Consider the following 23,152-nt stretch of genomic DNA (forward strand, 5'->3'; position numbering starts at 1 on the left):
GGGGCCTCGAATCCGCGGCGGGATCAGTCTTCGGTAAAGCGGACCTTGCCGATGAAGGGCAGGTTGCGGTTGCGTTGGGCATAGTCGATGCCATAGCCCACGACGAATTCGTCCGGGATTTCAAAGCCGATCCAATCGGCGCGGAAATCAACCTCGCGGCGGCTGGGTTTGTCCAGCAAGGCAATCGACTTGAGCCGTTTCGGCTGGCGGCTGCGCAGCAGGCTGGTGACGTGGTTCAGCGTGTGCCCCGTGTCGACGATATCTTCGACCACCAGTACGTCGCGCCCTTCAATTGCGCCGCGCAAGTCCTTGAGAATGCGAACTTCCCGGCTGCTTTCCATTGAATCGCCATACGAGGACGCCTCGAGGAAATCGACCTCGATCGGAAGGTCCAGTTCGCGCACCAGATCGGCGATGAAAACGAAGCTGCCGCGCAGCAGGCCCACGACCACCAGCTTGTCGGTATCGCCGAATTCGCGGGTGATTTCGCGGCACAGTTCCTCGATCCGCGCCGCGATGGCCTTGGCCGAGATCATCTCATCTATCACATATGCGCGCTGGCTCATGGCTGCCCCCTTGATCTTTGGCGCGCAACATACGACATGACGCGCCATTGTCACGTTTCAAATGCCCAGGTTGCCATGCCCACTCATTCGGAAACCCGCCACCTGCCATACACCGCGCAGCAGATGTATGATCTGGTTGCGGATGTGGCGAAATACCCCGAGTTTCTGCCCTGGTGCGCGGCCGCGCGGATCCGGCGGACCTATGCGGCGGGCGAGGCGCAGGTGATGGAGGCCGATCTGGTGATCTCGTTCAAGGTGTTCCGCGAACGGTTCGGCAGCCGGGTGACGCTGTACCCCGAGCAAAAGAAGATCGACACCGAATACCTGGACGGCCCGTTCAAATACATGAAATCCGACTGGCATTTCGAAGACGCCCCCGAGGGCGGTTGCAACGTATCCTTCCACGTGGATTTCGAGTTCAAGAACGCCGTGTTGCAGGGCATCATCGGCGTGGTCTTCAACGAGGCGATGCACCGGATCGTACGCGCCTTCGAGCAGCGCGCGGTCAGCCTCTACGGCTGAGGGTTTACCCGGCGCGGGCGCACGTTAGACTGCGCCGCATGACTGATTTCACACGCACTCTTTCCGAATTCGCCGCAGGGCCGGTCAAGACAACGGCGCAGGCACGGATCGTGACGTCTCTGTCCGCGCTGGATTGGCTGGCGGTCGGGCGCGCAGGGGTCAAGGATCCGGTCTCTCGCATCCTGCGAGGGATGGTGCTGGACGAATGCGGGGCCGGACAGGCCACCTTGTTCGGCGGCGGGGCCGCGCCGATGCGCGCGGCGGCTTTGGTTAACGGCACGGTGTCGCATGCGCTGGACTATGACGACACGCATTTCGCCCATATCGGTCACCCGTCGGTGGCGGTGTTTCCGGCCGCGTTGGCCGTGGCCGAGTGGCAGGACCAGCCCATCGTCGATTTGCTCGAGGCGGCATTGGTGGGGATGGAACTTTCCATCCGTGTCGGCCTCTGGCTGGGGCGGGGACACTATCAGGTCGGGTTTCACCAGACCGCGACGGCGGGTGCGTTCGGAGCGGCCGTGGCGGCCGCCCGCCTGCTGGGATGCGATGCGGCGGCCATGCGCCGAGTACTGGGGCTGACCGCGACCCGGGCGGCGGGCCTCAAGGCGCAGTTTGGCACCATGGGCAAGCCCTACAATGCGGGGCAGGCGGCTTCGGTCGGGGTCGAGGCCGCGCTGCTGGTGCAGCGGGGGTTCGTTCCCAATCCCGATGCCCTGACCGGGCCGTTCGGGTTCGGCGCAACCCATCACGGTGCCGATGACACAGCCACAGCGCTGTCGGGGCTTGGGGATGAATGGTTGTTCGAAAGCGTCAGCCACAAGTTCCACGCCTGCTGCCACGGGCTGCACGCCGCGCTCGAGGCGGCGCGCGATCTGGACATCGCCGAACCCGAGGTGGCCGAGATCAAGATCCGCACCCATCCCCGTTGGATGAGCGTCTGCAATCAGACCGCACCGACAACCGGGCTGGGCGCCAAGTTTTCCTATCGGACGGTGATCGCGATGCAGGCGCTGGGATACGATACGGCCCTGCCTGAAAGCTACACGGACAAGGTCTGCGCCGATCCGCGCCTGCAATCGCTGCGCGACCGGATAACGGTCGAAGCGGATGAAACCCTTTCCGAGACCGAGGCCCGCTTGGCGCTGCTGCGGCGGGACGGGGCGCGGCGCGAAGCGACCCACGATCTGACCGCGCCGATCTCGATTTCCGAACGTGAGGACCGGGTCCGTGACAAGGCCGCCAAACTGATCGGCGCTGACGAGGCGGATGCGATCTGGTCGATGCTGCGCACCGGCGGGCGCGCAGCGGATCTGGCAAAACGACTGGTTGATTAGACCACGCGCCAGTGCAGCGGGAAGCCGGGGTCGAAAACGGTGACCGGGCCATCGCGCGTTTCGATCTTGTCGGGGTAGCTGACCGGTTCGCCCTTCTGCAGGGTGATGGTCTGATCGTTGACGGGTAGCTGGTAGAACCTTGGCCCGTTGACCGAGGTGAACCCTTCCAGCTTGTCCAGCGCACCCGCGCGGTCAAAGACCTCGGCCACCAGTGACATGGTGTTGGTCGCAGTGAAACATCCCGCGCAGCCGCAGGCCATTTCCTTGTTGGCATCCGTATGCGGGGCGCTGTCAGTCCCCAGAAAGAACCGTTCGTCGCCCGAAGTCGCGGCATCAACCAGTGCCGTGCGGTGCTCTTCGCGTTTGGCGACGGGCAGGCAGTAGTAGTGAGGCTTGATCCCGCCCACGAGGATGTGGTTGCGGTTGATGATCAGGTGATGTGCGGTGATCGTTGCGCCCAGGTCAGTTTCGTTCGCGCGCACATACTCAACGCCGTCGACGGTGGTGATATGCTCCATCACCACGCGCAGGCCCGGCGTGGCCTTGCGGATCGGGTCCAGAACGCGGTCGATGAACACCGCCTCGCGGTCGAAGATGTCGATCTCGGCATCGGTGACCTCGCCGTGCACGCAGAGCGGCAGGCCGATCTCGGCCATCCGGTCCAACACGGGGCGCACCTTGTCGAAATCCCGCACGCCCGAGGCCGAGTTGGTCGTGGCCCCCGCCGGGTACAGCTTGACCGCCTTGACCAGACCGCTTGCGTGGGCCGCGGCCATGTCGTCGGGGTCGGTATCCTCGGTCAGGTACAGGGTCATCAACGGCTCAAAGCTCATGCCTTCGGGCAGGGCGGCCAGGATACGGTCGCGGTAGGACGCGGCCTGAGCGCCGGTGACCACAGGGGGCACAAGGTTGGGCATGATGATGGCTCGCGCGAAATGGCGGGCGGTTTCGGGCAGGACGGCCTGCAGCATGGCGCCATCGCGCAGATGCAGGTGCCAGTCATCGGGGCGGCGGAGCGTCAGAGTATCGGTCATGGCGCCGGGCTAGCACAGGCAGGCCGCACGGGAAAGTGACAACAAACCTTGCCAGGCGACCAGATTGCCGCAAGTCCCGGAAAGATCACGGTCTTGACGCGCAGCGGCAGCCATGACCTGTTGTGCCAAGGGAGATTGAGAAACATGAGCCAGCCAGATTCCATCGATGCCGTTCAGAAGATGCTGGGCGAACAGGGCTATGTCTGTGGCCGCGCCCTGGCCACCGTGGTGTTCCTGTCGCTGAGACTGGGCCGGCCGCTGTTTCTGGAGGGCGAGGCGGGTGTCGGCAAGACCGAGATCGCCAAGGCTTTGGCCGCTGGACTTGGCCGCCGCCTGATCCGGCTGCAGTGCTATGAAGGGCTCGATGCGTCCTCGGCCGTCTATGAATGGAACTTTCCCGCCCAGATGGTGGCCATCCGCACCGCCGAGGCGGTCGGCGGGTCCGACCGGAAGGGCCTGCAGGAGGAGCTGTTCAGCGGCGACTATCTGATCCGCCGCCCGCTGCTCGAGGCGATGGAGCCCGACCCGGCTGGCCCGCCGGTGCTGCTGATCGACGAGTTGGACCGCACCGACGAACCGTTCGAGGCCTTCCTGCTGGAGGCGCTGAGCGATTTCCAGGTGACAATCCCCGAGATCGGCACGATCAAGGCGCCCGAACCGCCCATCGTCATCGTCACGTCGAACCGCACGCGCGAGGTACATGACGCGCTCAAGCGCCGCTGCCTGTACCACTGGGTCGACTACCCCGATTTCGACCGCGAGCTGGAGATCCTGCACGCCCGCGCGCCCGAGGCCGCCGAGGCGCTGAGCCGTGAAGTGGTGGCCTTTGTCCAGCATCTGCGCACCGAGGACCTGTTCAAGAAACCCGGCGTGGCCGAAACCATCGACTGGGCAAAGTGCCTGCTGGCGCTGGACGTGATCAACCTCAGCCCCGAGGTGATCGGCGACACGCTGGGCGCGGTCCTGAAATACCAGGACGACATCCAGAAACTGCAGGGCTCTGAGGCCAAGCGCATTCTGGATCAGGCCAAAGCCACGCTCGAACCGGTCTGATGTCGTCGCAGCGCCAAAACACTCCGGGGGCCTAGCGATGGCCGAACAGCTTCCGCTGGATATCCCGGCCGATCCGAAACTGGCGCAGAACATCACCCATTTCGCGCGCGCCTTGCGCAAGGCCGGGCTGCCGATCGGCCCCGGCCGTGTGGTCGACGCCATCCGCGCGGTGCAGGCGGCGGGCTTTACCCGCAAGCAGGATTTCTATTGGACCCTGCACGCCTGTTTCGTGAACCGGCCCGAGCATCGCACCGTGTTTGCCCAGATCTTCCGCCTGTACTGGCGCGACCCGCGGTATCTTGAGCACATGATGTCGATGATGCTGCCGGCCATTCGCGGAGTTCAGGAGGAACGCATGGCCGAAGCGGGCGAAAAACGCGCGGCCGAGGCCCTGCTGGACGGTGTCGAACGGGACGAGCCCAAGGACGTCGAGCAAGAAGGCGAAAGCGAAATCGAGATTGATGCCACGCAGACCGCCTCGTCCGAAGAACGGCTGAGGTCGCTGGATTTCGAACAGATGAGCACCGCGGAAACCGCACAGGCCAAGCGCATTCTGGCGCGGCTGCAACTGCCGGTGGACCCGATCGCCTCGCGCCGGGGACAGGCCCGCCATCTGGGCCAGCGGATCGACCGGGCGCGCACCTTGCGCGCCGCCATGCGTCAGGGCGGCGAGATGCGACAGATCGCACTCGTCAAACCGAAACCGCGCTGGCCCAATCTGATCGCGCTGTGTGACATCTCGGGGTCGATGAGCCAGTACAGCCGGATCATCCTGCACTTCCTGCACACGGTCTCGAACGCCAAGGGGGCCGGCTGGGCCAAGGTGCATGCGTTCACCTTCGGCACGCGGCTGACTAACATCACCCGGCACCTGCATCAGCGCGACGTCGATGCGGCGCTGGCCGCCGCCGGGGCCGAGGCGCAGGATTGGGAGGGCGGCACGCGCATCGGCGAATGCCTGCACCAGTTCAACCGCGACTGGTCGCGCCGGGTGATGGGGCAGGGGGCCGTCGTGCTGCTGATTACCGACGGGCTGGAGCGGGGTGACCCTGATCTGCTGGAAAAAGAGATCGAACGCCTGCACTTGTCAGCCCGGCGGCTGATCTGGCTGAACCCGCTGCTGCGCTGGGACGGGTTCGCGCCGAAGGCGAAGGGCGTCGCCACCATGCTGCCGCATGTGGACAGCTTCCGCGCTGGTCATTCGATTGCATCGCTTGAGGATCTGGCCGCCGTGATTTCACGACCCGACGACCAGGGAGAAAAAGCGCGGTTGTTGGCCGCGCTTTCAGGCTGACGTCACTGCAGCTGCTTTTCGTTGCACTCGCGCGCCATTTCCATGGCCTTGTAGGTGCCGGTCAGATCGACGGTGAAGCCAAAGGACTTCTCGGGAAACACCGCCATGACCTTTTGCTTGGCCAGGTCGTCGGCGAATTGCGGGTCGTCCGACAGGACATAGCCGCCCGAATACCCCTTGGTGATGTTGCCCTTCATTCCTGTTGCCTCACCGACATACAGGTTGTCGCCCAGCAGGATCGCGACGGCCTCCTTGTCTCCGCGCTTGATGTCGGTTTCCGCCTTGGTAAAGACACCGACATATCCCACGCTGCGGTCTTCGGTCAGACCCATCTGCACCACGTTCTCGGCATCATCGACCGCTTCGATCAGGCATGACTTTTTGTCCTTGTCGACAAAGACCTTCCAGCCCTCGACCTCTCCGTAGCGTTCGAAAGTGTCGGCCCAGGCGCTGCCTGCAATCAATGCCGCTGCGCCGATGGTTAGTGTAAATATCTGTTTCAAGACATTGTCTCCTTTACGAAATCTCTTGCGTCAATTCGGCCGCAAGTCGGGCCTGTCCGCAGGCTAGTCGGCGTCCGAGAAACAATCAAATGTTTGATTGTCTGTCGCGGACTTCGGCCGAAACCTGCCTTCTGCGTCACATGAAGAACCAAGTTGGCAGGGTCGGTGCTCGAGATAATCCACCCGAGAACGCGCTCCTTGCTTTTCATCGCGTCAATCCTGCTTATGTTGATGCGAACCACCGCGGGAGGGTCCGATGGGCAGATTTGACAACAGTCCGGAAACGGCATTGGCGTGGTTTCGCGAGGGTCGCGGCGCGGTTCTGGCGACGGTCGTTGAAACCTGGGGCAGCGCACCTCGGCGGGTGGGCGCTCAGTTGGTCATCAGCGGCGACGGCCGGATCGAAGGCTCGGTCTCGGGCGGTTGTGTCGAAGGCGCGGTGATCGTCGAGGCGCTTGAAGCCATCGAAGAAGGCGAGGCGCGTCTGTTGGAATTCGGGGTCAGCGACGAGGATGCCTTTGCCGTCGGGCTGGCCTGTGGGGGCACGATCCGGGTTCTGGTCGAGCCGGTGGGCTCGGTCCTGCCCGAACCGATGCTGGCCGAACTGGTGGCGGCGCGGGCGCGGCGCGAGCCTGTGGCCTATGAGGTCAATGTCGAAACCGGCCACCGCGCGCTGCGGCGCAACGCCTATGCGGACCGGTTGCGCATGGATCGATCAGGGTTCGAGGAAGACGGTCAGACCTTCGTAGCCGTGCACAACCCGCCCCTGCGGCTGATCGTGGTGGGCGCGGTCCATATCGCGCAGGCGCTGGTGCCGATGGCGCGGATTGCGGGCTATGACCCGATCATCATCGACCCGCGCGAGGCGTTTGCGTCGCAATCCCGCTTTCCCGGTGAAAAGCTGCTGACCGACTGGCCGGACGAGGCCGTGGCCAGCATCGGACTGGATGCGCGTACGGCGGTGGTTCTGCTGACCCACGACCCCAAGCTGGATGATCCGGCCCTGCAGGCCGCGCTGAACTCGGACGTGTTCTACATCGGCGCGCTGGGGTCGTCGCGCAGCCATGCCAAGCGGGTGCAGCGGATGACCGAGGCGGGTTTTTCGGCAGCGCAGTTGCAGCGCATCCACGGGCCGATTGGTCTGGATATCGGCGCGGCCGGACCGGCCGAGATTGCCGTTGCGATCATCGCGCAGATGACGGCGGTGCTGCGGGGCAAGGCATGAAGTTCGGCCCTGTACCGGTTGCGGTCGCGAAGGGCGCGATCCTTGCGCATTCGGTCATGGCTGGCACGAAAAAGCTGCGCAAGGGTCTGATGCTGGACGACACGCATGTCGCCCTGTTGGCCGAGGCGGGCTTGTCCGAGGTGGTCGTCGCGCGGCTGGAACCCGGCGACTGTCACGAGGACGAGGCCGCGCGCCATTTGGCTGCGGCACTGACCCCGGATCCGAAGGGGGCCAACTTGCGCGTGACCGAGCCGTTTACAGGCCGCGTCAACCTAATTGCGGATCAAGCTGGGGTTGCCGCTCTGGACGTTGAGGCTCTGCTTGCGTTCAATCAGGTCAACCCGATGATCACGGTGGCCACCGTTCCTCAGCATCACCAGATGGGTGTCGGTGGCATGGTTGCCACGATCAAGGTCATTTCCTACGCGGTGCCGCTGGCGGACGTTCAGCGCGCGGCGAAGCTGGCAAAGGGGGCCATTCGCCTGGCAACGCCGATATTTGGCAGCGCCGGGTTGGTGGTGACCGACATTACCGGCGGGCCGCCCAACGACAAGGGCATCGCCGCGATGCGCGGCCGGGTCGAGGCCCTGGGTCTGAGCCTGGAGGACGTGCAGATCGTTCCGCACGCGGTCGACGCTCTGGCGCAGGCATTGTCCCGGATGAACACCGATATCGTGATGATCCTGACCGGCTCGGCCACATCCGATGTCGAGGACGTGGCGCCTCAGGCTGTTCGGCGCGCGGGCGGGCAGGTGGACCGTTTCGGTATGCCGGTTGATCCGGGCAACCTGTTGTTTCTCGGGGTTTTGGGCAAGCGGCCGGTCATCGGTTTGCCGGGATGCGCACGTTCGCCCGCGTTGAATGGGGCCGACTGGGTGCTGTCTCGGGTCGCCTGCGGCATCCCGACCACGGGAGCCGATATCGCGGCGATGGGCGTCGGTGGTCTGCTCAAGGAAATCCCGACCCGTCCGCAACCTCGGGCCAAACGCAAAGTGACGTAACGGCAGTTTTGCCCCGTTGGCGACCTGCGATATGTGTTAGCTCTTTGCTCCCAAGAGACGGGTTGGAAACGGCCAAGATTTTTGTTCTCAAACGACTTTTCCCGTGTTTAACTCGGGCCAAGGATAAATACGAAAATGGGAGGAACTTATGACACAGGTCTCAATGACCGTGAACGGAAAGACCGTGAGTGGTGATGTCGAAGGCCGGACGCTGCTGTCCAGTTTTTTGCGCGATAACCTGTCCCTGACCGGTACCCATGTGGGCTGTGACACGGCCCAATGCGGCGCCTGCGTGGTTCATGTGAACGGCGAGGCGGTGAAGTCCTGCAACATGCTGGCGCTCGAGGCGGATGGAGCAGAGGTTGGCACCATCGAAGGGCAGGCCAACCCGGACGGATCGCTGAACGTGATCCAGCAGGCGTTCCAGGATCATCACGGCCTGCAATGCGGTTTCTGCACGCCCGGCATGGTGATGTCGGCAGCGGCCCTGCTGAAGGAAAACCCGCGCCCGACCGAGGGCGAAATCCGCAAATACCTGGAAGGCAACCTGTGCCGCTGCACTGGGTACCACAACATCGTCAAGGCGATCATGGCCGCGTCCGGCCAGGACGTCAGCCACATCGCCGCCGAATGATGCCGCTGCGGGCGTGACTGAAAGCGCCCGTGGGTTGACAGGGATGCGCCCAAGCATCCGTTTATGGGAGGAGAACAAGCAATGCCCAAAGACAGTGGCATCGGAGCCAGTTCCAAGCGCCGCGAGGACGTGCGCTTTTTGACCGGAGCGGGCAATTACACCGACGACATCAACGTACGTGGTCAGGCCTATGTGTATTTTCTGCGATCCGACATCGCGCATGGCCGGATCAAAAGCATCGACACGTCCGTCGCCGAGTCCATGCCCGGCGTAGTCCGGGTGTTTACCGGCAAGGATTTCGAAGGCGTGGGCGGCATGCCCTGCGGCTGGGAGGTGACCGACAAGCACGGCGCGCCCATGCAGGAACCGCCGCACCCGATCCTTGCGCAAGGCAAGGTGCGCCATGTGGGCGACCCGATCGCGGCCGTCGTGGCCGACAGCCTGGAACTGGCCCGCGACGCGGCCGAGGCGATCGACGTCGACATCGAGGAACTGCCCGCCGTTCTGGACATGAAAGCCGCCGCCGAAGAGGGCGCGCCGCTAGTCCATGACGATCTGAAAAACAACATCTGCTATGACTGGCAGCTGGGCGAGGCCGACGATGCCAAGGTGAACGAGGTGTTCGCCAATGCGGCGCATGTCACCACCTTGGAACTGGTGAACAACCGTCTGGTCGCCAACCCGATGGAGCCGCGCGTGGCCGTGGCGGAATACAGCCGGGGCACGGATGAATACACGCTCTATACCACCTCGCAGAACCCGCATGTGATCCGACTGCTGATGTGTGCCTTCGTGCTGGGCTTGCCCGAGCACAAGGTCCGCGTCGTGGCTCCGGATGTGGGTGGCGGTTTTGGCACCAAGATCTTCCACTACGCAGAAGAGGCGTTCTGCACCTTCGCCGCCAAGGCCTGCAACCGCCCGGTCAAGTGGACGGCCAGCAGGTCCGAGGCGTTCATGTCGGATGCACAGGGACGCGACCATGTCAGCAAGATCGAGCTGGCGCTGGATGCCGACAACAATTTTGTCGGGCTGCGGACAAATACTTTTGCCAATCTGGGCGCGTATCTGTCGACGTTTTCCAGCTCGGTGCCGACCTGGCTGCACGGGACGCTGATGGCGGGCAACTACAAGACGCCGGTCATTCAGGTGAATGTGCGGGCGATGTTCACCAACACCGTGCCGGTGGATGCCTATCGCGGTGCAGGCCGCCCCGAGGCGACCTATCAGCTGGAGCGCGTGATCGACAAAGCCGCGCGCGAGCTGGGTGTCGATCCGGTGGCGCTGCGCCGGCAGAACTTCATCACGCAGTTCCCCTATGACACGCCTGTGGCGCTGACCTATGACACCGGCGACTACAACGGCACCATGGACAAGCTGGAACAGGCCGCCGATTTCGCAGGGTTCCCGGCACGTCGCGCCGAAAGCGAGGCACGGGGCAAGCTGCGCGGCCTGGGCGTGAACTGCTATATCGAGGCCTGCGGCATCGCGCCTTCGAACATCGTAGGCATGCTGGGGGCGCGTGCGGGTCTCTATGACGCGGCAACCGTTCGGGTGAACGCCACCGGCTCGATCAGCGTCATGGTCGGGGCGCACAGCCACGGGCAGGGGCACGAGACCGCCTTTCCGCAGGTCGTGGCCGACATGATCGGCATCGACGAGTCGATGGTCGAGATCGTGCACGGCGATACCTCGAAGATCCCGTTTGGCATGGGCACCTATGGGTCGCGCTCTCTCGCGGTCTGTGGATCGGCCATGGTCAAGGCGACCGAGAAGGTGATCGACAAGGCCAAGAAGATCGCGGCGCACCTGCTGGAGGCGTCCGAGGCCGATATCGAGCTTAAGGATGGCCAGTTCACCGTGGCCGGCACCGACAAGTCGGTGGCCTGGGGGGATGTGACCCTGACGGCCTATGTGCCGCACAACTTCCCGCTGGAGGTCGAGCCGGGGCTGGAGGAGACCGCGTTCTATGATCCGGCCAACTTCACCTTCCCGGCCGGCGCCTATGCCTGCGAGGTCGAGGTTGACCCTGAGACCGGGCAGGTGACCATCGAACGGTTCACCGCAGCGGATGATTTCGGCAACATCATCAACCCGATGATCGTTGACGGCCAGGTGCATGGCGGTATCGGGCAGGGGATCGGTCAGGCCCTGCTGGAAAACTGCGTCTATGACGAAAACGGCCAGCTGTTGAGCGCGTCCTTCATGGACTATGCCATGCCGCGGGCCGATGACGTGCCGTTCTATACCGTGGATCATTCGAGCCAGACGCCCTGCACGCACAACCCGCTGGGTGTGAAGGGCTGCGGCGAGGCCGGGGCGATTGGATCGCCGCCTGCGGTGGTCAATGCCGTGATCGATGCGCTGAACTCGGGTGGCAAGGCGGTGGACCACATCGACATGCCGGTCAGCCCGTCGCGTGTTTGGGCGGCGATGAACAGCTGAGTGGAGAGGTTGGTGTGCGAGGGGTCAGCCCTTCGCGCTCCCTGGTCAATCAAATGCCAGATGAAGGGCGGTTCCGCGCCTTTCGGAAAGGAAAAGCGAAATGTACAATTTCGAGTTCAAGAACCCCTCGACCATTGCTGATGCGGTTGCCGCGTTGGCAGGAGAGGATGCACAGGCGTTGGGGGGCGGTCAGACCCTGATCCCGACGATGAAGCAAAGACTGGCCTCACCCGCGACGCTGGTGAGCCTGGGTGCCATTCCCGAGTTGAAGGGCGTCTGCATCGAAGATGATGGGTCGATTTCGATTGGAGCGGCGACCACGCATGCCACGGTAGCGGCAGAAGTTGCGGGCAAGTATCCCGCGCTGGCTGATCTGGCGGGGCATATCGGTGATCCTGCCGTTCGCAATAGGGGCACGATAGGTGGGTCCTTGGCCAATAACGATCCGGCGGCCTGCTACCCCGCAGCTGCATTGGGGTCAGGCGCGACCATTCGTACGAATGCGCGCGAAATCGCTGCGGATGAATTCTTTCAGGGCATGTTCACGACAGCGCTGGACGAGGGCGAGCTGATAACGACGGTCCGGTTCCCGGTACCGCAGGCAGCAAGCTACCAGAAGTTTCTGCAGCCTGCCTCGCGCTTTGCGCTGGTGGGGGTTTTCCTTGCCCGTTTCGCGGACGGTGTGCGCGTTGCGGTGACCGGAGCCAGCGAGGACGGCGTGTTCCGTTGGAGCGAAGCCGAACAGGCGCTGAGCAAGGAATTCCGGCCCGATGCCCTTATGGATCTCCGGGTGAATCCGATGAACATGATCGGAGATCTGCACGGCAGCAAAGACTACCGCGCGCACTTGGTGGGTGTCATGACGCGGCGAGCGGTTCAGGCCTGCATGTGACGCGGTCGCAGTGACTGCTTCGGGCCCCGGACGTGTTCTGGGGCCTATTTCTTTTTCGCGACACGCGGAAGCCTTTTGGGCTGCCAGTAGGCTCCCGCATCCTCGCGCGCTTTCTGATAGTCCTGAACCCGGTGATAAGCCGCGTCGCCCTTGACCGCGAAAAGGTGGCTCAGAAGCACTTCGAGAACGGCCATCGCTCCGGAGAAGCTGGAGAACTGATGCTGCGATCGGGTACTGACGGTCAGCGTCACGTCCGCTTCGACGCCTGGGGCAATGACATCGCTGTCAGCCAGCAGTACAACGCGCATACCCTTTTCCCTGGCAAACCGGATGGCACGTATCGTGTCGGCCGAATAGGGATGAACGGTGATCGCGAACAGGCAGTCGGTTTCGCCCGCGCTCAGAAGGTCGTCGATGGCCGACCCCATATGCCTGGGGATCAACTGCATTCCCGGGTGGGCCATACGTCCGGCGTAGTGGAAGTAATAGGCCAAGGCATAGCTTGCGCGGGTTGCAGTGACCAAGCACTGGGGAGCATCGGACATCAGGGTGACTGCGGATCTGACCTTGCCGGGATCCAGCTGGCGCAACGAACGTGACACCACGTTCATTTCGTTTCGGGCATAGTTGGCCTGTGCCGACGCAAAGGCATCGCCGGCATTCAACTGGGTCAGCCAATCCCGGCTGAGGCGGTCTTCGTTGTCTGTCACAAGATCCCTGCGGAAAGGGCGGCGAAAGGCTTCGAAGCCATCAAAACCAAGATGCTGTGCCAGGCGAACGATCACGTTTGTGCTGACGCCGATCTTTTCGGCAGACACGCGGATGGAGTCGATTCCGAAATCGCCCGGATGGTCGATGATGTATTTTGTTGCGGCCTGCAATTGGGCCGGCAAATGGTCGATCTCTCGGCGCAGCCGATCCATCAGGTGGTGAGTTGAGGGTGTCATGATGGGAGAAAAACAAATGTTTTGAATAATTCAACAGAAAAACACCCTCACACGAGCTAAGCACGCAAGAAACCGATAGGATGATTCAATGTCTGACACACAGGCTTCGTCGCTTCCGTATCTTTTGGTCGCACCGAACGGTGCGCGACGCAGTCATACGGATCACCCCGCCTTGCCGGTTTCGACCGGTGAGATTGTGGAGACGGCCGTTGCCTGCCACGCGGCCGGGGCAAACGGGTTGCACCTGCATGTCAGGGATGGGCAGGGCGCGCATTCTCTGGATGCAGGGCGCTATCGGGAGGCTATGGCCGAGCTTGCCCGAACCGTGCCCACGATGGATGTTCAGATCACGACCGAGGCCGCCGGTATCTTTGACGTTTCTGCGCAGTTGGAGTGCCTGCAGCAGCTGGCCCCGAAATGGGCCTCGATCTCGGTTCGGGAAATTGCGCGCGCGCCCGATCTGGCCCCGCGGGTCTATGCGCTGTGTGCGGAACAGGGAACTCGGGTGCAGCATATCCTCTACGATTCGACGGATGCGGATCTGCTGGAGCGATGGCAGTCGGAAGGGATCGTGCGGCGCGAGCAGGAAGACCGCTTGCTGGTGCTGGGACGCTATGCCACCGGGCAGGAATCCCAACCGGCGGACCTCGAGGCCTTTCCCGCTGCTCGTACGCCTTGGATGGTTTGTGCGTTCGGGCGTCTGGAACACGCCTGTCTGGCCGCTGCGGCCGCTCGTGGCGGCGATGTCAGGGTCGGTTTTGAGAACAGCCTGACGAACTCGGATGGAACCCGATGGACGGACAACGCGGCCTCGGTTGCGGCTTTGATCGCTTTGCTGAAAGGACAATGATATGAGCCATGTTTTTCCGCGCCACACCAAGGCGGAATTGCCGGTCGCTGTCGGCGGTGACGGGTGTTATTTGATCGACGCACAGGGCAAACAGTATCTCGACTGTGGGGATGCGGCCGTGTCGTGCCTGGGACATTCAAACCCGGCAGTGATCCACGCGGTACAGGAGCAGGTTCAGAAGATCGCTTTTGCCCATACTGGTTTCATGACCTCGGAACCGGCCGAAGCCCTGGCAGATCTGCTGATCCAGCACGCGCCCGGATCGTTGGACCGGGTCTATTTCGTGTCGGGCGGGTCCGAGGCGACCGAGGCCGCGATCAAGCTGGCGCGCCAGTACTTCCTTGAAATCGGGCAGCCCGAGCGGTCTCGGGTTATCGCACGGCGGCAGAGCTATCATGGCAATACGCTGGGCGCGCTTTCAGCGGGCGGAAATGCATGGCGACGGGCTCAATTCGCACCAATGCTGATCGAGATGAGCCATATCGCACCCTGCTACGAATATGCCGAAAAGCCCGCAGGCGAGAGCAGCTATGACTATGGCCAACGCGTGGCAAACGAGCTTGAGGTGGAGATCAAGCGGCTGGGACCCGAGACCGTGATGGCGTTTATGGCGGAACCGGTGGTCGGGGCCACATTGGGCGCCGTCCCCGCGGTCGAGGAGTATTTCCAGCGGATCCGCGAAATCTGTGATCAATACGGCGTGTTGTTGATCCTGGACGAGGTCATGTGCGGCATGGGCCGGACCGGCCATCTGTTTGCCTGCGACCACGATGGGGTGGCGCCGGATATTCTTTGCATCGCCAAGGGCTTGGGGGCCGGATATCAACCCATCGGTGCCACGCTGTGCACCGATCGGATTTATGACGCCATCCGAAATGGCTCGGGTTTCTTCCAGCACGGCCATACCTATGTCGGACACCCGGTGGCCACGGCTGCAGCCCTCGCAGTGGTGACAGAGCTTACCTCGCGCGATTTGCCGGCCCGTGCCCGCAACATGGGTGACAAACTGCAAGCCAAACTCGAAGCAGCCTTTGGCCAGCATCCCAATGTCGGGGACATCCGTGGCCGCGGCCTGTTCCGGGGCATCGAACTGGTGGCTGATAGAGATACGCGCGAACCGTTTGACCCGGCCCGGGGAGTGGCGGCCAAGATCAAGAAAGCCGCCGTCGAAGCGGGGTTGATCTGCTATCCGATGTCCGGAACACGCGACGGCAGGAGAGGCGACCATGTGCTTCTGGCCCCGCCATTCATCATCGAAGAGCCGCAGTTGGACGAACTGGTGGACAAGCTGTCGGTTGCGATTTCCAAAGCAATTTGACATGCCGTTCTGAATGTGACCCAAAAACAAAAAAGCTCCCTCGAACGAGGGAGCTTTGGTCACTCGGATCCAAGTGCCGTCACTTCTGGGGAAGCGGTCCGATCATCATGATCATCTGGCGGCCTTCCATCTTCGGCATGTTTTCGATCTTGCCGATTTCCTTGACGTCCTCCGCCACGCGCTCGAGCAGTTCGCGTCCCAGGTTCTGGTGCGCCATTTCCCGGCCGCGGAAGCGCAGGGTCACTTTGACCTTGTCGCCATTCTCGAGAAACTTGAAAACGTTCCGCATCTTGACGTCGTAATCATGCGTATCGGTGTTGGGCCGGAACTTGACCTCTTTCACCTCGATGATCTTCTGTTTCTTGCGGGCTTCGCTTTCGCGTTTCTGCTGCTCGTACTTGAACTTGCCAAAGTCCATGATCTTGCAGACCGGCGGATTCGCGTTGGGCGAGATCTCGACCAGATCAAGACCGGCATCGGCTGCCATCTGCATGGCCTTGGCGGGATGAACCACCCCGACATTCTCACCTTCGGCGCCGATCAGGCGAATTTCGGGGGCACGGATCTTTTCATTGACGCGCGGGCCGGTATCACGTTGTGGCGGCGCGTTGTGAGGTCTGCGGGCTATGGGTTCATTCCTTTGATAATTGCCGATTTCCGAGCCGGGAACTTAAACTGAGACGAAGGTTCTTTCAAGCGCCATATAGGTGCTATGACACGAAATTCGCACGTGTCGACGCGGTGCTCGGGCCGGCGGAACGGGCGTTCGCCGGCCCGGATCTCGGCTCAGCCGACAAAGGCTTTTTCGATCACGAATTCCTTGGGGTCCGAGTTCGCACCCTCGCGCAGGCCGAACTCTTCGAGAATGGCCTTGATGTCGTGGTTGAAGGCCAGGCTGCCGCAGACCATCGCTCGGTCGGTCTCGGGTTTGATGCCGCCTTCGATGCCCAGGTCCTTGAAGACAGTTCCGTCCTTCAGCAGGTCGGTGATCCGGCCCATCTTGGGGCTCTGTTCGCGGGTGGTGGTCGGGTAATAGCGGATCTTGTCGGCGAAACCTTCGCCGATCAGTTCGGCCAGCAACTCGTCCTTGCGGATGTTCTCGATTAGCTGGCGGCCATATTCCAGCTCCGCCACCTCGCGGCAGGTGTGGGTGATGATGACCTCGTCGTAGTCCTCATAGGTCTGCGGCTCGCGCAGCAGCGAGGCAAAGGGGGCAAACCCTGTTCCGGTGGCAAAGAACCACAGGCGCTTGCCCGGCAGCAGTGCATCATGCACCAGCGTACCCACGGGTTTGGGCCGCAGAATGATCTGATCGCCGGGCTGGATGTGCTGCAGTTTCGAGGTCAGCGGGCCGTCCTGCACCTTGATCGAATAGAATTCCAGTTCCTCGTCCCACGACGGCGACGCGATCGAATAGGCGCGCAGCAACGGTTTTCCGTTGTCGCCCAAAAGGCCGATCATAACGAATTCGCCCGAGCGGAAGCGCAGCGATTGCGGACGCGTGACCTTGAACGAAAACAGGCGGTCGGTCCAGTGTTTCACTTCCAGAACGGTCTGGGCGTCCGGCAGGACGGGGGCCTTCACGGCGGTTGCTTCGGTCACGGGCTTCATCTCTGTCATCGTTTCACTACCGGTCTGGTAAACCGGCATCTCCGTTTAAGCTTTGATCCAGGTCAGGAAAAGGGGGCAGATTGCCCCGATCGTTGCGTCAGCCGCGCAGGCGGGCCTGATAATCGTGGTCCTGCCAGTTGGCGCGGGCCAGCCATTGGTCCTCGGGCTGGCGGGCGGCAAGGTCTGCGTCAATCTCGACCTCGTCGAAGCCGCTGCGCCGGGCCATCGCGTATTGGTCGGCCAACACGTGTCCCTTCGCGCGCAGGCGGCCTTCATAGCCCTTCAGGCGCAGCGTACGGGCAATGGTAAAGCCTCGGCCATCGGCAAAGGACGGAAAGTCGACGCGCACCATGCGCGTGTTTCCAAGCCGTTCGAACAATTCGTCGGGGTCCGTATCCGAGGTGACGTCCAGTGCGATCACATCGTTTGCGGCATCCTCAAGGGTGACAAAGCCGTCGGTCCAGTCATCAGGGGCAAAGCCCTCGTCATTCACGATTACGTTCATGTTTTCTCTCCGCTGCGTACCATTTTGCCGTCGACGAAATGGATGCCGCATTCTTCCTTGTTCTGATCGCGCCAGCGTCCGGCGCGGGGATCTTCGCCATCCTTCACCGGCGAGGTGCAGGGCGCACAGCCGATCGAGGGATAGCCCTTTGCCACCAACGGATGCCGGGGCAGGCGGTTTTCTTCCATGTAGGCGCGCACGTCCTGAGGCGCCCAATGCGCCAGAGGGTTCACCTTGATCCGGCCGGTGCCGTCCTCGACCTCGAAGAACTCGAGCGTGGCGCGGGTGCCGGATTGGAACCGCTTGCGCCCGGTAATCCAGCCTTCATAGCCCGCCAAGGCCCGCTGCAAGGGGAAGGTCTTGCGCAGGTTGCAGCAGGCATCCATGTCGCGCAGCCGCAGTGCGCCATAGGGGTCTTCGCGCTGAATATCCTCGTCATCCGCGCGGATGATCTGGACGTTCTTCAAACCCAGACGCTCGCTGACTTCGTGCTGGTATTCCAGCGTCTCGGTAAACAGCATCATCGTGTCGATGAACAGGACAGGCGTGGCCTTGTCGACCACGGCAGCCATGTGCAGCAACACCACCGACTCGGCGCCGAAGCTTGAGACAAGCGCTAGGTTGCCTGCTTCCTCAAGCGCACCATGCATGACGTCATGTGCGCTGTGGTGGCGGAACCGGGCGTTCAGCGCCTCGACCTTTTCGGTCAGTTCGCGTCGTTCCCGGCCCAGTTCCGTCTGGATCAGGTCAAGCGGCATTGGCCCGCGCCTCGGGGTAGAGGGCCGCCTTGAACGGGGCCATTCCAACACGGCGGTAGGTTTCCAAAAAGGTCTCCTCGGCGCTTGCGCGCTGTTCCAGATAAGTTTCCACGATCCGTTCGACCGCGGGCACGATCTCGTCATAGGCAAAGCCCGGACCGGTGCGGTCGCCGATGGCGGCCGTTTCGGTGGCGTCTCCGCCCAGCGTGATCTGGTAGTTCTCGACGCCCGCGCGATCCAAGCCCAGGATGCCGATGTGACCCACGTGGTGATGTCCGCAGGCGTTGATGCAGCCCGAGATCTTGATCTTGAGGTGGCCGATGTCGTGCTCCAGCTTCAGCTCGTCGAACCGGGTCGCGATCTGCTGCGCCACCGGGATCGAGCGGGCCGTTGCCAGTGCGCAATAGTCCATGCCGGGGCAGGCGATGATGTCGCTGATCAGGCCGATATTCGCGGTGGCCAGGCCGTGCTCTTTCAGCTTGGCATGGATCGCGGGCAGGTCCGATTTGTGGACATGCGGCAGGATCACGTTCTGCTCGTGGCTGATGCGCAGCTCGTCATAGGCGTATTGCTCGGCCAGATCGGCCATCACGCGCATCTGCTCGGCGGTTGCGTCACCCGGCGTCTGGCCGTGTTTCTTGATCGAAATCGTGACGATCGCGTGATCCGCCTGCTTGTGCGGCGCGATGTTGGTGTCGATCCACGAGCGGAACACCGGGTCGTTCGAATAGGCGCTCTCGAATCCCGCGACCGAGCCTTCGCGGAAGGTGGGCGGGGCGAAATGCGCCTTGATTTGATCCAGCAGCGCCATGTCGGCGCCCTTGAACTGCGGGCGGACCTGCAGGAAGCGCTCGTTCACCTTGGCGCGGATCGCGTCGATACCGTGTTCATGCACGGTGATTTTGATGCGGGCCTTGTACTTGTTGTCCCGGCGGCCGATCTGGTTCCAGACCGAAACGGTGGCCTCCAGATAGGCCAGCAGGTCGTCGAAGGCCACGAAATCAGACAGCTCCTTGCCGATCATCGGCGTGCGGCCCAGACCGCCGCCGACCAGAACGCGGGCGCCCAGAACGCCGTCGCGCTCGACCAGTTGCAGGCCGATGTCATGGGCCTTGATCACGGCGCGGTCATGCTCGGACCCGGTGATGGCGATCTTGAACTTGCGCGGCATGAACTGAAATTCCGGGTGGTCGGTGGACCACTGGCGCAGCAGTTCGGCATAGGGGCGCGGATCGGCGATCTCATCCGCTGCGGCGCCGGCGAAATGGTCCGCGGTCACATTGCGGATGGTGTTGCCGCTGGTCTGGATCGCGTGCAGGCCGACCTCGGCCAGCGCGTCCAGCATGTCAGGCACGTCGAGCAGTTTCGGCCAGTTGTACTGGATGTTCTGGCGCGTGGTGAAGTGGCCGTAACCTTTGTCCCACTTCTCGGCCAGCAGGGCCAGTTGGCGCATCTGGTCGCTGTTGAGCGTGCCATAGGGGATGGCCACCCGCAGCATGTAGGCGTGCAGTTGCAGATACAGGCCGTTCATCAGGCGCAGGGGCTTGAACTCGTCCTCGGTCAGCGAGCCGTCGATGCGGCGTTCGACCTGGGCGCGGAACTGTGCGTTGCGCTCGGCCAGGAATGCTTTGTCAAACTCGGAGTAGCGGTACATCTTTGGCTGTCCTTTGTTGCAGCCCCGGATCCGGGGCCTTTTTACGGGGAGAGAGGGGCCTGAGGTCAGACCCGGGGCTGCGGGGAAGATTCCTGTTTGCCGTGGGCATAGTTGGACGGACCAGTCCGGCGGAAGTCTTCCCGAAAATGGGTGGGTTCAGGACCGTTTTCGCCTGCAACGACGTCGGCGAGATAGGCACCTACGATCTTGTCGACTTGCTTCTGTGCATCCAGAAGACGCAGCTGAGCGTGCGCTTCGTCGGTGATCAGCTCGGCCTCGCGCAGATCGCGCGACCAACGGTCATCGGCGGTCAGATAGATCACGTCGCCTTCCAGCAGGTCATTTGCGGTAACGACTTTGGGGGTGAAAGCGCGGGCCATCAGGCAAGCTCCTTGTTGAATTCGGTGACGGCTTTGGCCGCGTCGCGCGGGGCCAGGCCATAGAATGTGAGTGCAGGACCGTCGAGGCCGGCAGCGGCGAGGTCTGCAGACAGTTGATCCAGCGTCGTGGCGACAACGCGCTGATCAGGTCGCGAGGCGTTTTCGACCAACGTGACCGGCGTGGCGCGATCGGCGCCGTGCATGATCAGGCGTCCTTGAATGAAGCGCGCGGATTTCTTGCCCATGTAGATGGCTGCAACAGACCCCGGTCGGGCCAGCGCAGCCCAGTCGTGATCGGCAAAGCCCTGCATGTCGTGCCCGGTCAGAAACCGGACCGAGGAGTTTCGGCCGCGTCGGGTCAAGCTTTGGCCAATTCCGGCCACCGCCGCCGAGGCAGCCGTAATGCCGGGAACGATCGTCCACGGGATACCGGCTGCGTCCAGTGCATCGATCTCTTCGTCCAGCCGGCCGAAAAGGGTCGCGTCACCGGATTTGAGGCGAACGACCCGTTGTCCCTTGAGCGCGTAGTCAACCAGCAATGCGTTGATGTCATCCTGCTTCCAGGACGGACCAAAGCCGGCCTTGCCCACGTCGACCAGCCGGGCGTTCTGGCCGGCCAGTTGCAAAACCTCTGGGCTGATCAGGCGATCATGCAAAACAACCTCGGCCCGCTGGAATGCGGACAGGGCCTTGAGAGTCAGCAATTCAGGATCACCGGGTCCCGCGCCGACGAAGTCGACCTGTCCCGTTTGTCCTTTTGTCTGCGTGGCCTTCATTGGGTAGCCCTGGCTGTTGTTTGACTTGGCCCTCAATATAGGAAATATTCCCGACCAGATGCCATATTGCCGAATAAATAAGGACAAGCGTTCTGAATTGCGCGGCAGGCGGAACAAGGGTTTTCATTCGGAAGGAAAATTGGAATGTCGGTTCGAATAGACGACACGGATCGGAAAATTCTGGCCGAGCTGCAGCGAGACGCCAGTCAATCGCTGGACGAAATCGCGGCCAAAGTGGGCAGTTCAAAGACACCCGTTTGGAATCGGATCCGCAAGATGAAAGGGGCCGGAATCATCGGTCAGCAGACCGTTCTGCTGGACGCAGAGGCGCTGGGTTTCGAGGCGACGTTCTTTGTTCTGATCCGAACCTCCGAGCATGAGGCGGATTGGCAACGCAAGTTCCTGCAGGCCCTGCGTGATCGTCCCGAAGTTCAAGAAGCGCACCGCCTGGCTGGCGACATCGACTACATTCTGAAAGTTCGGGTCAGGAACGCACGGGCCTACGATGCTTTTTACCAGGCACTGATCTCAGAAGTGCGCGTGCACAACGTCACCGCGCTGTTGTCGATGGAAGAAATCAAGTCGACCACCATGCTGCCCCTGAACGCCCTGGCCGACACCTGATCGGCGCTCAGGTTTGGACCATTAGTCGTGTCAGCCCGTGGAAGTGGTAGGTGTTCGCATATACCGGAGATTCGGCCAGTCGCAGGCCTGGACAGCGGTCAAAAAGAACCGGCAGAGCGATCCGCATTTCCAGCCGAGCCAGCGGGGCGCCGACGCAGAAATGCAAACCACCGCCAAAGCTCGCGTTGGCCTGAATGCTGCGGGTCGGGTCGAATTTGTCCGGGTCGGTCCAGACGTCCGGGTCACGGTTGGCGGCCCCAAGCATCAACGCCACCTGATCGCCGCGGGCAAACCGATGGCCAAAAACCTCGACGTCCTCATAGGCATATCGCGTGAACATATGCAGCGGCGGGTCGAAGCGCAGGATCTCCTCGACCGTCATGTCGAGTGTGTCCGCGTCCAGGGCATCAGGGCTGGTTCCGGACTCCAAAAGCGTTTTGACGCCGTTGCCCAGCGAATGAACGGTTGCCTCATGGCCGGCGTTCAACAAAAGGATGCAGGTTGCGATCAACTCGTCGCGTGACAGTTTCTCGCCGTCTTCCTCTGCCGTGATCAAACGGGTGATCAGGTCGTCTTTCGGTTCGGATCGACGGTGAGAGACGTAGTCGTTCAGGAAAGCCGAGAACTCGGCGGAGGCCTGTGCTGCCTGATCTTCGGTCTCACGGGTGCGGCTGGCCTGATACATGGCGACCATGGCGTGGGACCAATGCAACAACTGCGGTGCCATGCTCTCGGGTACACCCAGCAACCGGCAGATCGTGATCACTGGAACCTGCGTGCAATAGGCATCCAGAAGGTCGAATGGAGCATCGGGGAATGCGTCGATCAGATCGTGACACAGCCTTTCGATGTCCGGTGCGAGCGCTCCGATTGCCCGCGAGGTAAAGGCGCGCAGAACCAGAGCGCGTAGGCGGGTATGGCGCGGAGGTTCGGCTTCGAGCAGCGAATGCGCTTCGACCGTCAGCCACGGCGCAAGGTGATCGGGGCCTTTTGTGGCCATCTCTGGCGGTACTTCGCGTCCGAAACGCCGATCGCGCAAAAGCGCCTGGACCGCCGCGTGAGACATCGCCGCGGGTATGTCGTAGTCCTGCCAGTGTACCAGGTTACCCTGATCGCGCGCAGCCCGGTAGAAAGGGTAGGGGTTTTGAACAAATTCGGGCTCGGTCGGAGATTGGTGAACGGTCTTCATGCGGCGCAGACTTGCCATGCGGCGCTGTGAATGCAAGACC

General features: G+C 62.4%; 23 protein-coding genes and 1 pseudogene. 12 read left to right on the plus strand and 12 right to left on the minus strand.

Features of this window, described 5'->3' with window-relative positions:
• Positions 1-23: 23 nt before the first annotated feature.
• The gene (gene hpt, locus ACR0JC_RS01635) at positions 24-566 is read right to left on the minus strand and encodes a hypoxanthine phosphoribosyltransferase (protein WP_170339431.1); all 543 of its coding nucleotides are present in this window, start codon (positions 564-566) and stop codon (positions 24-26) included.
• Positions 567-641: 75 nt separating this feature from the next.
• Here hpt and ACR0JC_RS01640 point away from each other — a divergent pair, with 75 nt between their 5' ends.
• Positions 642-1,088, plus strand: a complete 447-nt coding sequence (locus ACR0JC_RS01640) for a type II toxin-antitoxin system RatA family toxin (RefSeq protein ID WP_170339430.1) — start codon at positions 642-644, stop codon at positions 1,086-1,088.
• Positions 1,089-1,126: 38 nt separating this feature from the next.
• Positions 1,127-2,422 carry an MmgE/PrpD family protein gene (locus ACR0JC_RS01645; protein ID WP_170339428.1) on the plus strand — a complete coding sequence of 432 codons (1,296 nt, stop codon included), beginning with the start codon at positions 1,127-1,129 and terminating at the stop codon, positions 2,420-2,422.
• Here ACR0JC_RS01645 and pyrC read toward each other — a convergent pair.
• Complete coding sequence (pyrC, locus tag ACR0JC_RS01650) at positions 2,419-3,456, minus strand: dihydroorotase (RefSeq protein WP_170339426.1); 1,038 nt, start codon at positions 3,454-3,456, stop codon at positions 2,419-2,421. The genes ACR0JC_RS01645 and pyrC overlap by 4 nt on opposite strands.
• A 144-nt stretch (positions 3,457-3,600) precedes the next feature.
• Here pyrC and ACR0JC_RS01655 point away from each other — a divergent pair, with 144 nt between their 5' ends.
• Both ACR0JC_RS01655 and ACR0JC_RS01660 read left to right on the plus strand, forming a co-directional pair.
• Positions 3,601-4,509, plus strand: a complete 909-nt coding sequence (locus tag ACR0JC_RS01655) for an AAA family ATPase (protein WP_170339425.1) — start codon at positions 3,601-3,603, stop codon at positions 4,507-4,509.
• 37 nt (positions 4,510-4,546) lie between these two features.
• Positions 4,547-5,803, plus strand: coding sequence for a vWA domain-containing protein (locus ACR0JC_RS01660; protein ID WP_170339423.1), 1,257 nt, complete (start codon positions 4,547-4,549; stop codon positions 5,801-5,803).
• Positions 5,804-5,805: 2 nt separating this feature from the next.
• Here the strand turns inward: ACR0JC_RS01660 and ACR0JC_RS01665 are convergent, their stop codons facing one another.
• Positions 5,806-6,306: a hypothetical protein gene (locus ACR0JC_RS01665; RefSeq protein WP_170338859.1), complete on the minus strand. Its 501-nt coding sequence runs from the start codon at positions 6,304-6,306 to the stop codon at positions 5,806-5,808.
• A 256-nt stretch (positions 6,307-6,562) separates the two neighbouring features.
• Between ACR0JC_RS01665 and ACR0JC_RS01670 the strand changes: the two genes are divergently transcribed.
• The 5 genes from ACR0JC_RS01670 to ACR0JC_RS01690 all read left to right on the plus strand — a co-directional run bounded on the left by ACR0JC_RS01670 (position 6,563) and on the right by ACR0JC_RS01690 (position 12,500).
• Positions 6,563-7,531 carry an XdhC family protein gene (locus tag ACR0JC_RS01670; protein ID WP_170339421.1) on the plus strand — a complete coding sequence of 323 codons (969 nt, stop codon included), beginning with the start codon at positions 6,563-6,565 and terminating at the stop codon, positions 7,529-7,531.
• The gene (locus tag ACR0JC_RS01675) at positions 7,528-8,532 is read left to right on the plus strand and encodes a molybdopterin-binding protein (RefSeq protein WP_170339419.1); all 1,005 of its coding nucleotides are present in this window, start codon (positions 7,528-7,530) and stop codon (positions 8,530-8,532) included. The genes ACR0JC_RS01670 and ACR0JC_RS01675 overlap by 4 nt, the downstream gene beginning before the upstream one ends.
• A gap of 148 nt (positions 8,533-8,680) precedes the next feature.
• Positions 8,681-9,166 (plus strand): (2Fe-2S)-binding protein, encoded by a 486-nt coding sequence (locus tag ACR0JC_RS01680; RefSeq protein WP_170339417.1) that lies wholly within the window; start codon positions 8,681-8,683, stop codon positions 9,164-9,166.
• 81 nt (positions 9,167-9,247) lie between these two features.
• Positions 9,248-11,608 carry a xanthine dehydrogenase family protein molybdopterin-binding subunit gene (locus ACR0JC_RS01685; RefSeq protein ID WP_170338852.1) on the plus strand — a complete coding sequence of 787 codons (2,361 nt, stop codon included), beginning with the start codon at positions 9,248-9,250 and terminating at the stop codon, positions 11,606-11,608.
• A 100-nt stretch (positions 11,609-11,708) separates the two neighbouring features.
• Positions 11,709-12,500 (plus strand): FAD binding domain-containing protein, encoded by a 792-nt coding sequence (locus tag ACR0JC_RS01690; protein ID WP_170339415.1) that lies wholly within the window; start codon positions 11,709-11,711, stop codon positions 12,498-12,500.
• A 44-nt stretch (positions 12,501-12,544) separates the two neighbouring features.
• On the opposite strand, the gene ACR0JC_RS01695 is transcribed toward ACR0JC_RS01690, so the two are convergent.
• Entirely contained in the window at positions 12,545-13,447 is a 903-nt protein-coding gene (locus ACR0JC_RS01695) for a MurR/RpiR family transcriptional regulator (protein WP_170339413.1), read from the minus strand.
• Positions 13,448-13,535: 88 nt separating this feature from the next.
• On the opposite strand from ACR0JC_RS01695, the gene ACR0JC_RS01700 reads away from it, so the two are divergent.
• The gene (locus tag ACR0JC_RS01700; protein WP_170339411.1) at positions 13,536-14,297 is read left to right on the plus strand and encodes a beta-keto acid cleavage family enzyme; all 762 of its coding nucleotides are present in this window, start codon (positions 13,536-13,538) and stop codon (positions 14,295-14,297) included.
• Between the two features lies 1 nt (position 14,298).
• A complete protein-coding gene (locus tag ACR0JC_RS01705) occupies positions 14,299-15,615 on the plus strand; it encodes an aspartate aminotransferase family protein (RefSeq protein ID WP_170339409.1) in 1,317 nt (438 codons plus the stop codon).
• Positions 15,616-15,694: 79 nt separating this feature from the next.
• On the opposite strand, the gene infC is transcribed toward ACR0JC_RS01705, so the two are convergent.
• From infC to cobA, 7 genes and pseudogenes are all read right to left on the minus strand, one after another.
• On the minus strand, positions 15,695-16,270 hold the full coding sequence (infC, locus tag ACR0JC_RS01710) for a translation initiation factor IF-3 (RefSeq protein ID WP_311201685.1): 576 nt from the start codon (positions 16,268-16,270) through the stop codon (positions 15,695-15,697).
• A gap of 131 nt (positions 16,271-16,401) precedes the next feature.
• Positions 16,402-17,235 (minus strand): ferredoxin--NADP reductase, encoded by an 834-nt coding sequence (locus tag ACR0JC_RS01715; RefSeq protein ID WP_170339407.1) that lies wholly within the window; start codon positions 17,233-17,235, stop codon positions 16,402-16,404.
• Between the two features lie 88 nt (positions 17,236-17,323).
• Positions 17,324-17,731 carry a DUF934 domain-containing protein gene (locus ACR0JC_RS01720; RefSeq protein WP_170339405.1) on the minus strand — a complete coding sequence of 136 codons (408 nt, stop codon included), beginning with the start codon at positions 17,729-17,731 and terminating at the stop codon, positions 17,324-17,326.
• Positions 17,728-18,489, minus strand: coding sequence for a phosphoadenylyl-sulfate reductase (locus tag ACR0JC_RS01725; protein WP_093961927.1), 762 nt, complete (start codon positions 18,487-18,489; stop codon positions 17,728-17,730). The genes ACR0JC_RS01720 and ACR0JC_RS01725 overlap by 4 nt, the downstream gene beginning before the upstream one ends.
• Complete coding sequence (locus ACR0JC_RS01730; RefSeq protein WP_170339403.1) at positions 18,479-20,143, minus strand: nitrite/sulfite reductase; 1,665 nt, start codon at positions 20,141-20,143, stop codon at positions 18,479-18,481. The genes ACR0JC_RS01725 and ACR0JC_RS01730 overlap by 11 nt, the downstream gene beginning before the upstream one ends.
• 65 nt (positions 20,144-20,208) lie before the next feature.
• Complete coding sequence (locus ACR0JC_RS01735; protein ID WP_093961929.1) at positions 20,209-20,523, minus strand: DUF2849 domain-containing protein; 315 nt, start codon at positions 20,521-20,523, stop codon at positions 20,209-20,211.
• A pseudogene (gene cobA / locus ACR0JC_RS01740) lies at positions 20,523-21,269 on the minus strand (uroporphyrinogen-III C-methyltransferase); the annotation flags it as partial. The gene ACR0JC_RS01735 and the pseudogene cobA, both read right to left, overlap by 1 nt.
• A 174-nt stretch (positions 21,270-21,443) precedes the next feature.
• Between cobA and ACR0JC_RS01745 the strand changes: the two are divergent.
• Positions 21,444-21,923 carry an Lrp/AsnC family transcriptional regulator gene (locus ACR0JC_RS01745; RefSeq protein ID WP_093961931.1) on the plus strand — a complete coding sequence of 160 codons (480 nt, stop codon included), beginning with the start codon at positions 21,444-21,446 and terminating at the stop codon, positions 21,921-21,923.
• Between the two features lie 7 nt (positions 21,924-21,930).
• On the opposite strand, the gene ACR0JC_RS01750 is transcribed toward ACR0JC_RS01745, so the two are convergent.
• Positions 21,931-23,112: a cytochrome P450 gene (locus ACR0JC_RS01750; protein ID WP_170340065.1), complete on the minus strand. Its 1,182-nt coding sequence runs from the start codon at positions 23,110-23,112 to the stop codon at positions 21,931-21,933.
• Positions 23,113-23,152 lie beyond the last annotated feature (40 nt).

The sequence above is a fragment of the Ruegeria sp. CH5 genome, assembly GCF_056537025.1.

Coding starts and splice junctions, on each gene's coding strand:
- ACR0JC_RS01685 (WP_170338852.1), top strand. CDS start 9,248: ATGCCCAAAGACAGTGGCATCGGAGCCAGTTCCAAGCGCCGCGAGGAC.
- ACR0JC_RS01700 (WP_170339411.1), top strand. CDS start 13,536: ATGTCTGACACACAGGCTTCGTCGCTTCCGTATCTTTTGGTCGCACCG.
- ACR0JC_RS01690 (WP_170339415.1), top strand. CDS start 11,709: ATGTACAATTTCGAGTTCAAGAACCCCTCGACCATTGCTGATGCGGTT.
- ACR0JC_RS01640 (WP_170339430.1), top strand. CDS start 642: ATGCCCACTCATTCGGAAACCCGCCACCTGCCATACACCGCGCAGCAG.
- ACR0JC_RS01715 (WP_170339407.1), bottom strand. CDS start 17,235: ATGACAGAGATGAAGCCCGTGACCGAAGCAACCGCCGTGAAGGCCCCC.
- ACR0JC_RS01705 (WP_170339409.1), top strand. CDS start 14,299: ATGAGCCATGTTTTTCCGCGCCACACCAAGGCGGAATTGCCGGTCGCT.
- ACR0JC_RS01720 (WP_170339405.1), bottom strand. CDS start 17,731: ATGAACGTAATCGTGAATGACGAGGGCTTTGCCCCTGATGACTGGACC.
- ACR0JC_RS01680 (WP_170339417.1), top strand. CDS start 8,681: ATGACACAGGTCTCAATGACCGTGAACGGAAAGACCGTGAGTGGTGAT.
- ACR0JC_RS01655 (WP_170339425.1), top strand. CDS start 3,601: ATGAGCCAGCCAGATTCCATCGATGCCGTTCAGAAGATGCTGGGCGAA.
- pyrC (WP_170339426.1), bottom strand. CDS start 3,456: ATGACCGATACTCTGACGCTCCGCCGCCCCGATGACTGGCACCTGCAT.
- ACR0JC_RS01745 (WP_093961931.1), top strand. CDS start 21,444: ATGTCGGTTCGAATAGACGACACGGATCGGAAAATTCTGGCCGAGCTG.
- ACR0JC_RS01675 (WP_170339419.1), top strand. CDS start 7,528: ATGAAGTTCGGCCCTGTACCGGTTGCGGTCGCGAAGGGCGCGATCCTT.
- ACR0JC_RS01735 (WP_093961929.1), bottom strand. CDS start 20,523: ATGGCCCGCGCTTTCACCCCCAAAGTCGTTACCGCAAATGACCTGCTG.
- ACR0JC_RS01670 (WP_170339421.1), top strand. CDS start 6,563: ATGGGCAGATTTGACAACAGTCCGGAAACGGCATTGGCGTGGTTTCGC.
- ACR0JC_RS01730 (WP_170339403.1), bottom strand. CDS start 20,143: ATGTACCGCTACTCCGAGTTTGACAAAGCATTCCTGGCCGAGCGCAAC.
- ACR0JC_RS01695 (WP_170339413.1), bottom strand. CDS start 13,447: ATGACACCCTCAACTCACCACCTGATGGATCGGCTGCGCCGAGAGATC.
- ACR0JC_RS01660 (WP_170339423.1), top strand. CDS start 4,547: ATGGCCGAACAGCTTCCGCTGGATATCCCGGCCGATCCGAAACTGGCG.
- hpt (WP_170339431.1), bottom strand. CDS start 566: ATGAGCCAGCGCGCATATGTGATAGATGAGATGATCTCGGCCAAGGCC.
- ACR0JC_RS01725 (WP_093961927.1), bottom strand. CDS start 18,489: ATGCCGCTTGACCTGATCCAGACGGAACTGGGCCGGGAACGACGCGAA.
- ACR0JC_RS01645 (WP_170339428.1), top strand. CDS start 1,127: ATGACTGATTTCACACGCACTCTTTCCGAATTCGCCGCAGGGCCGGTC.
- ACR0JC_RS01750 (WP_170340065.1), bottom strand. CDS start 23,112: ATGAAGACCGTTCACCAATCTCCGACCGAGCCCGAATTTGTTCAAAAC.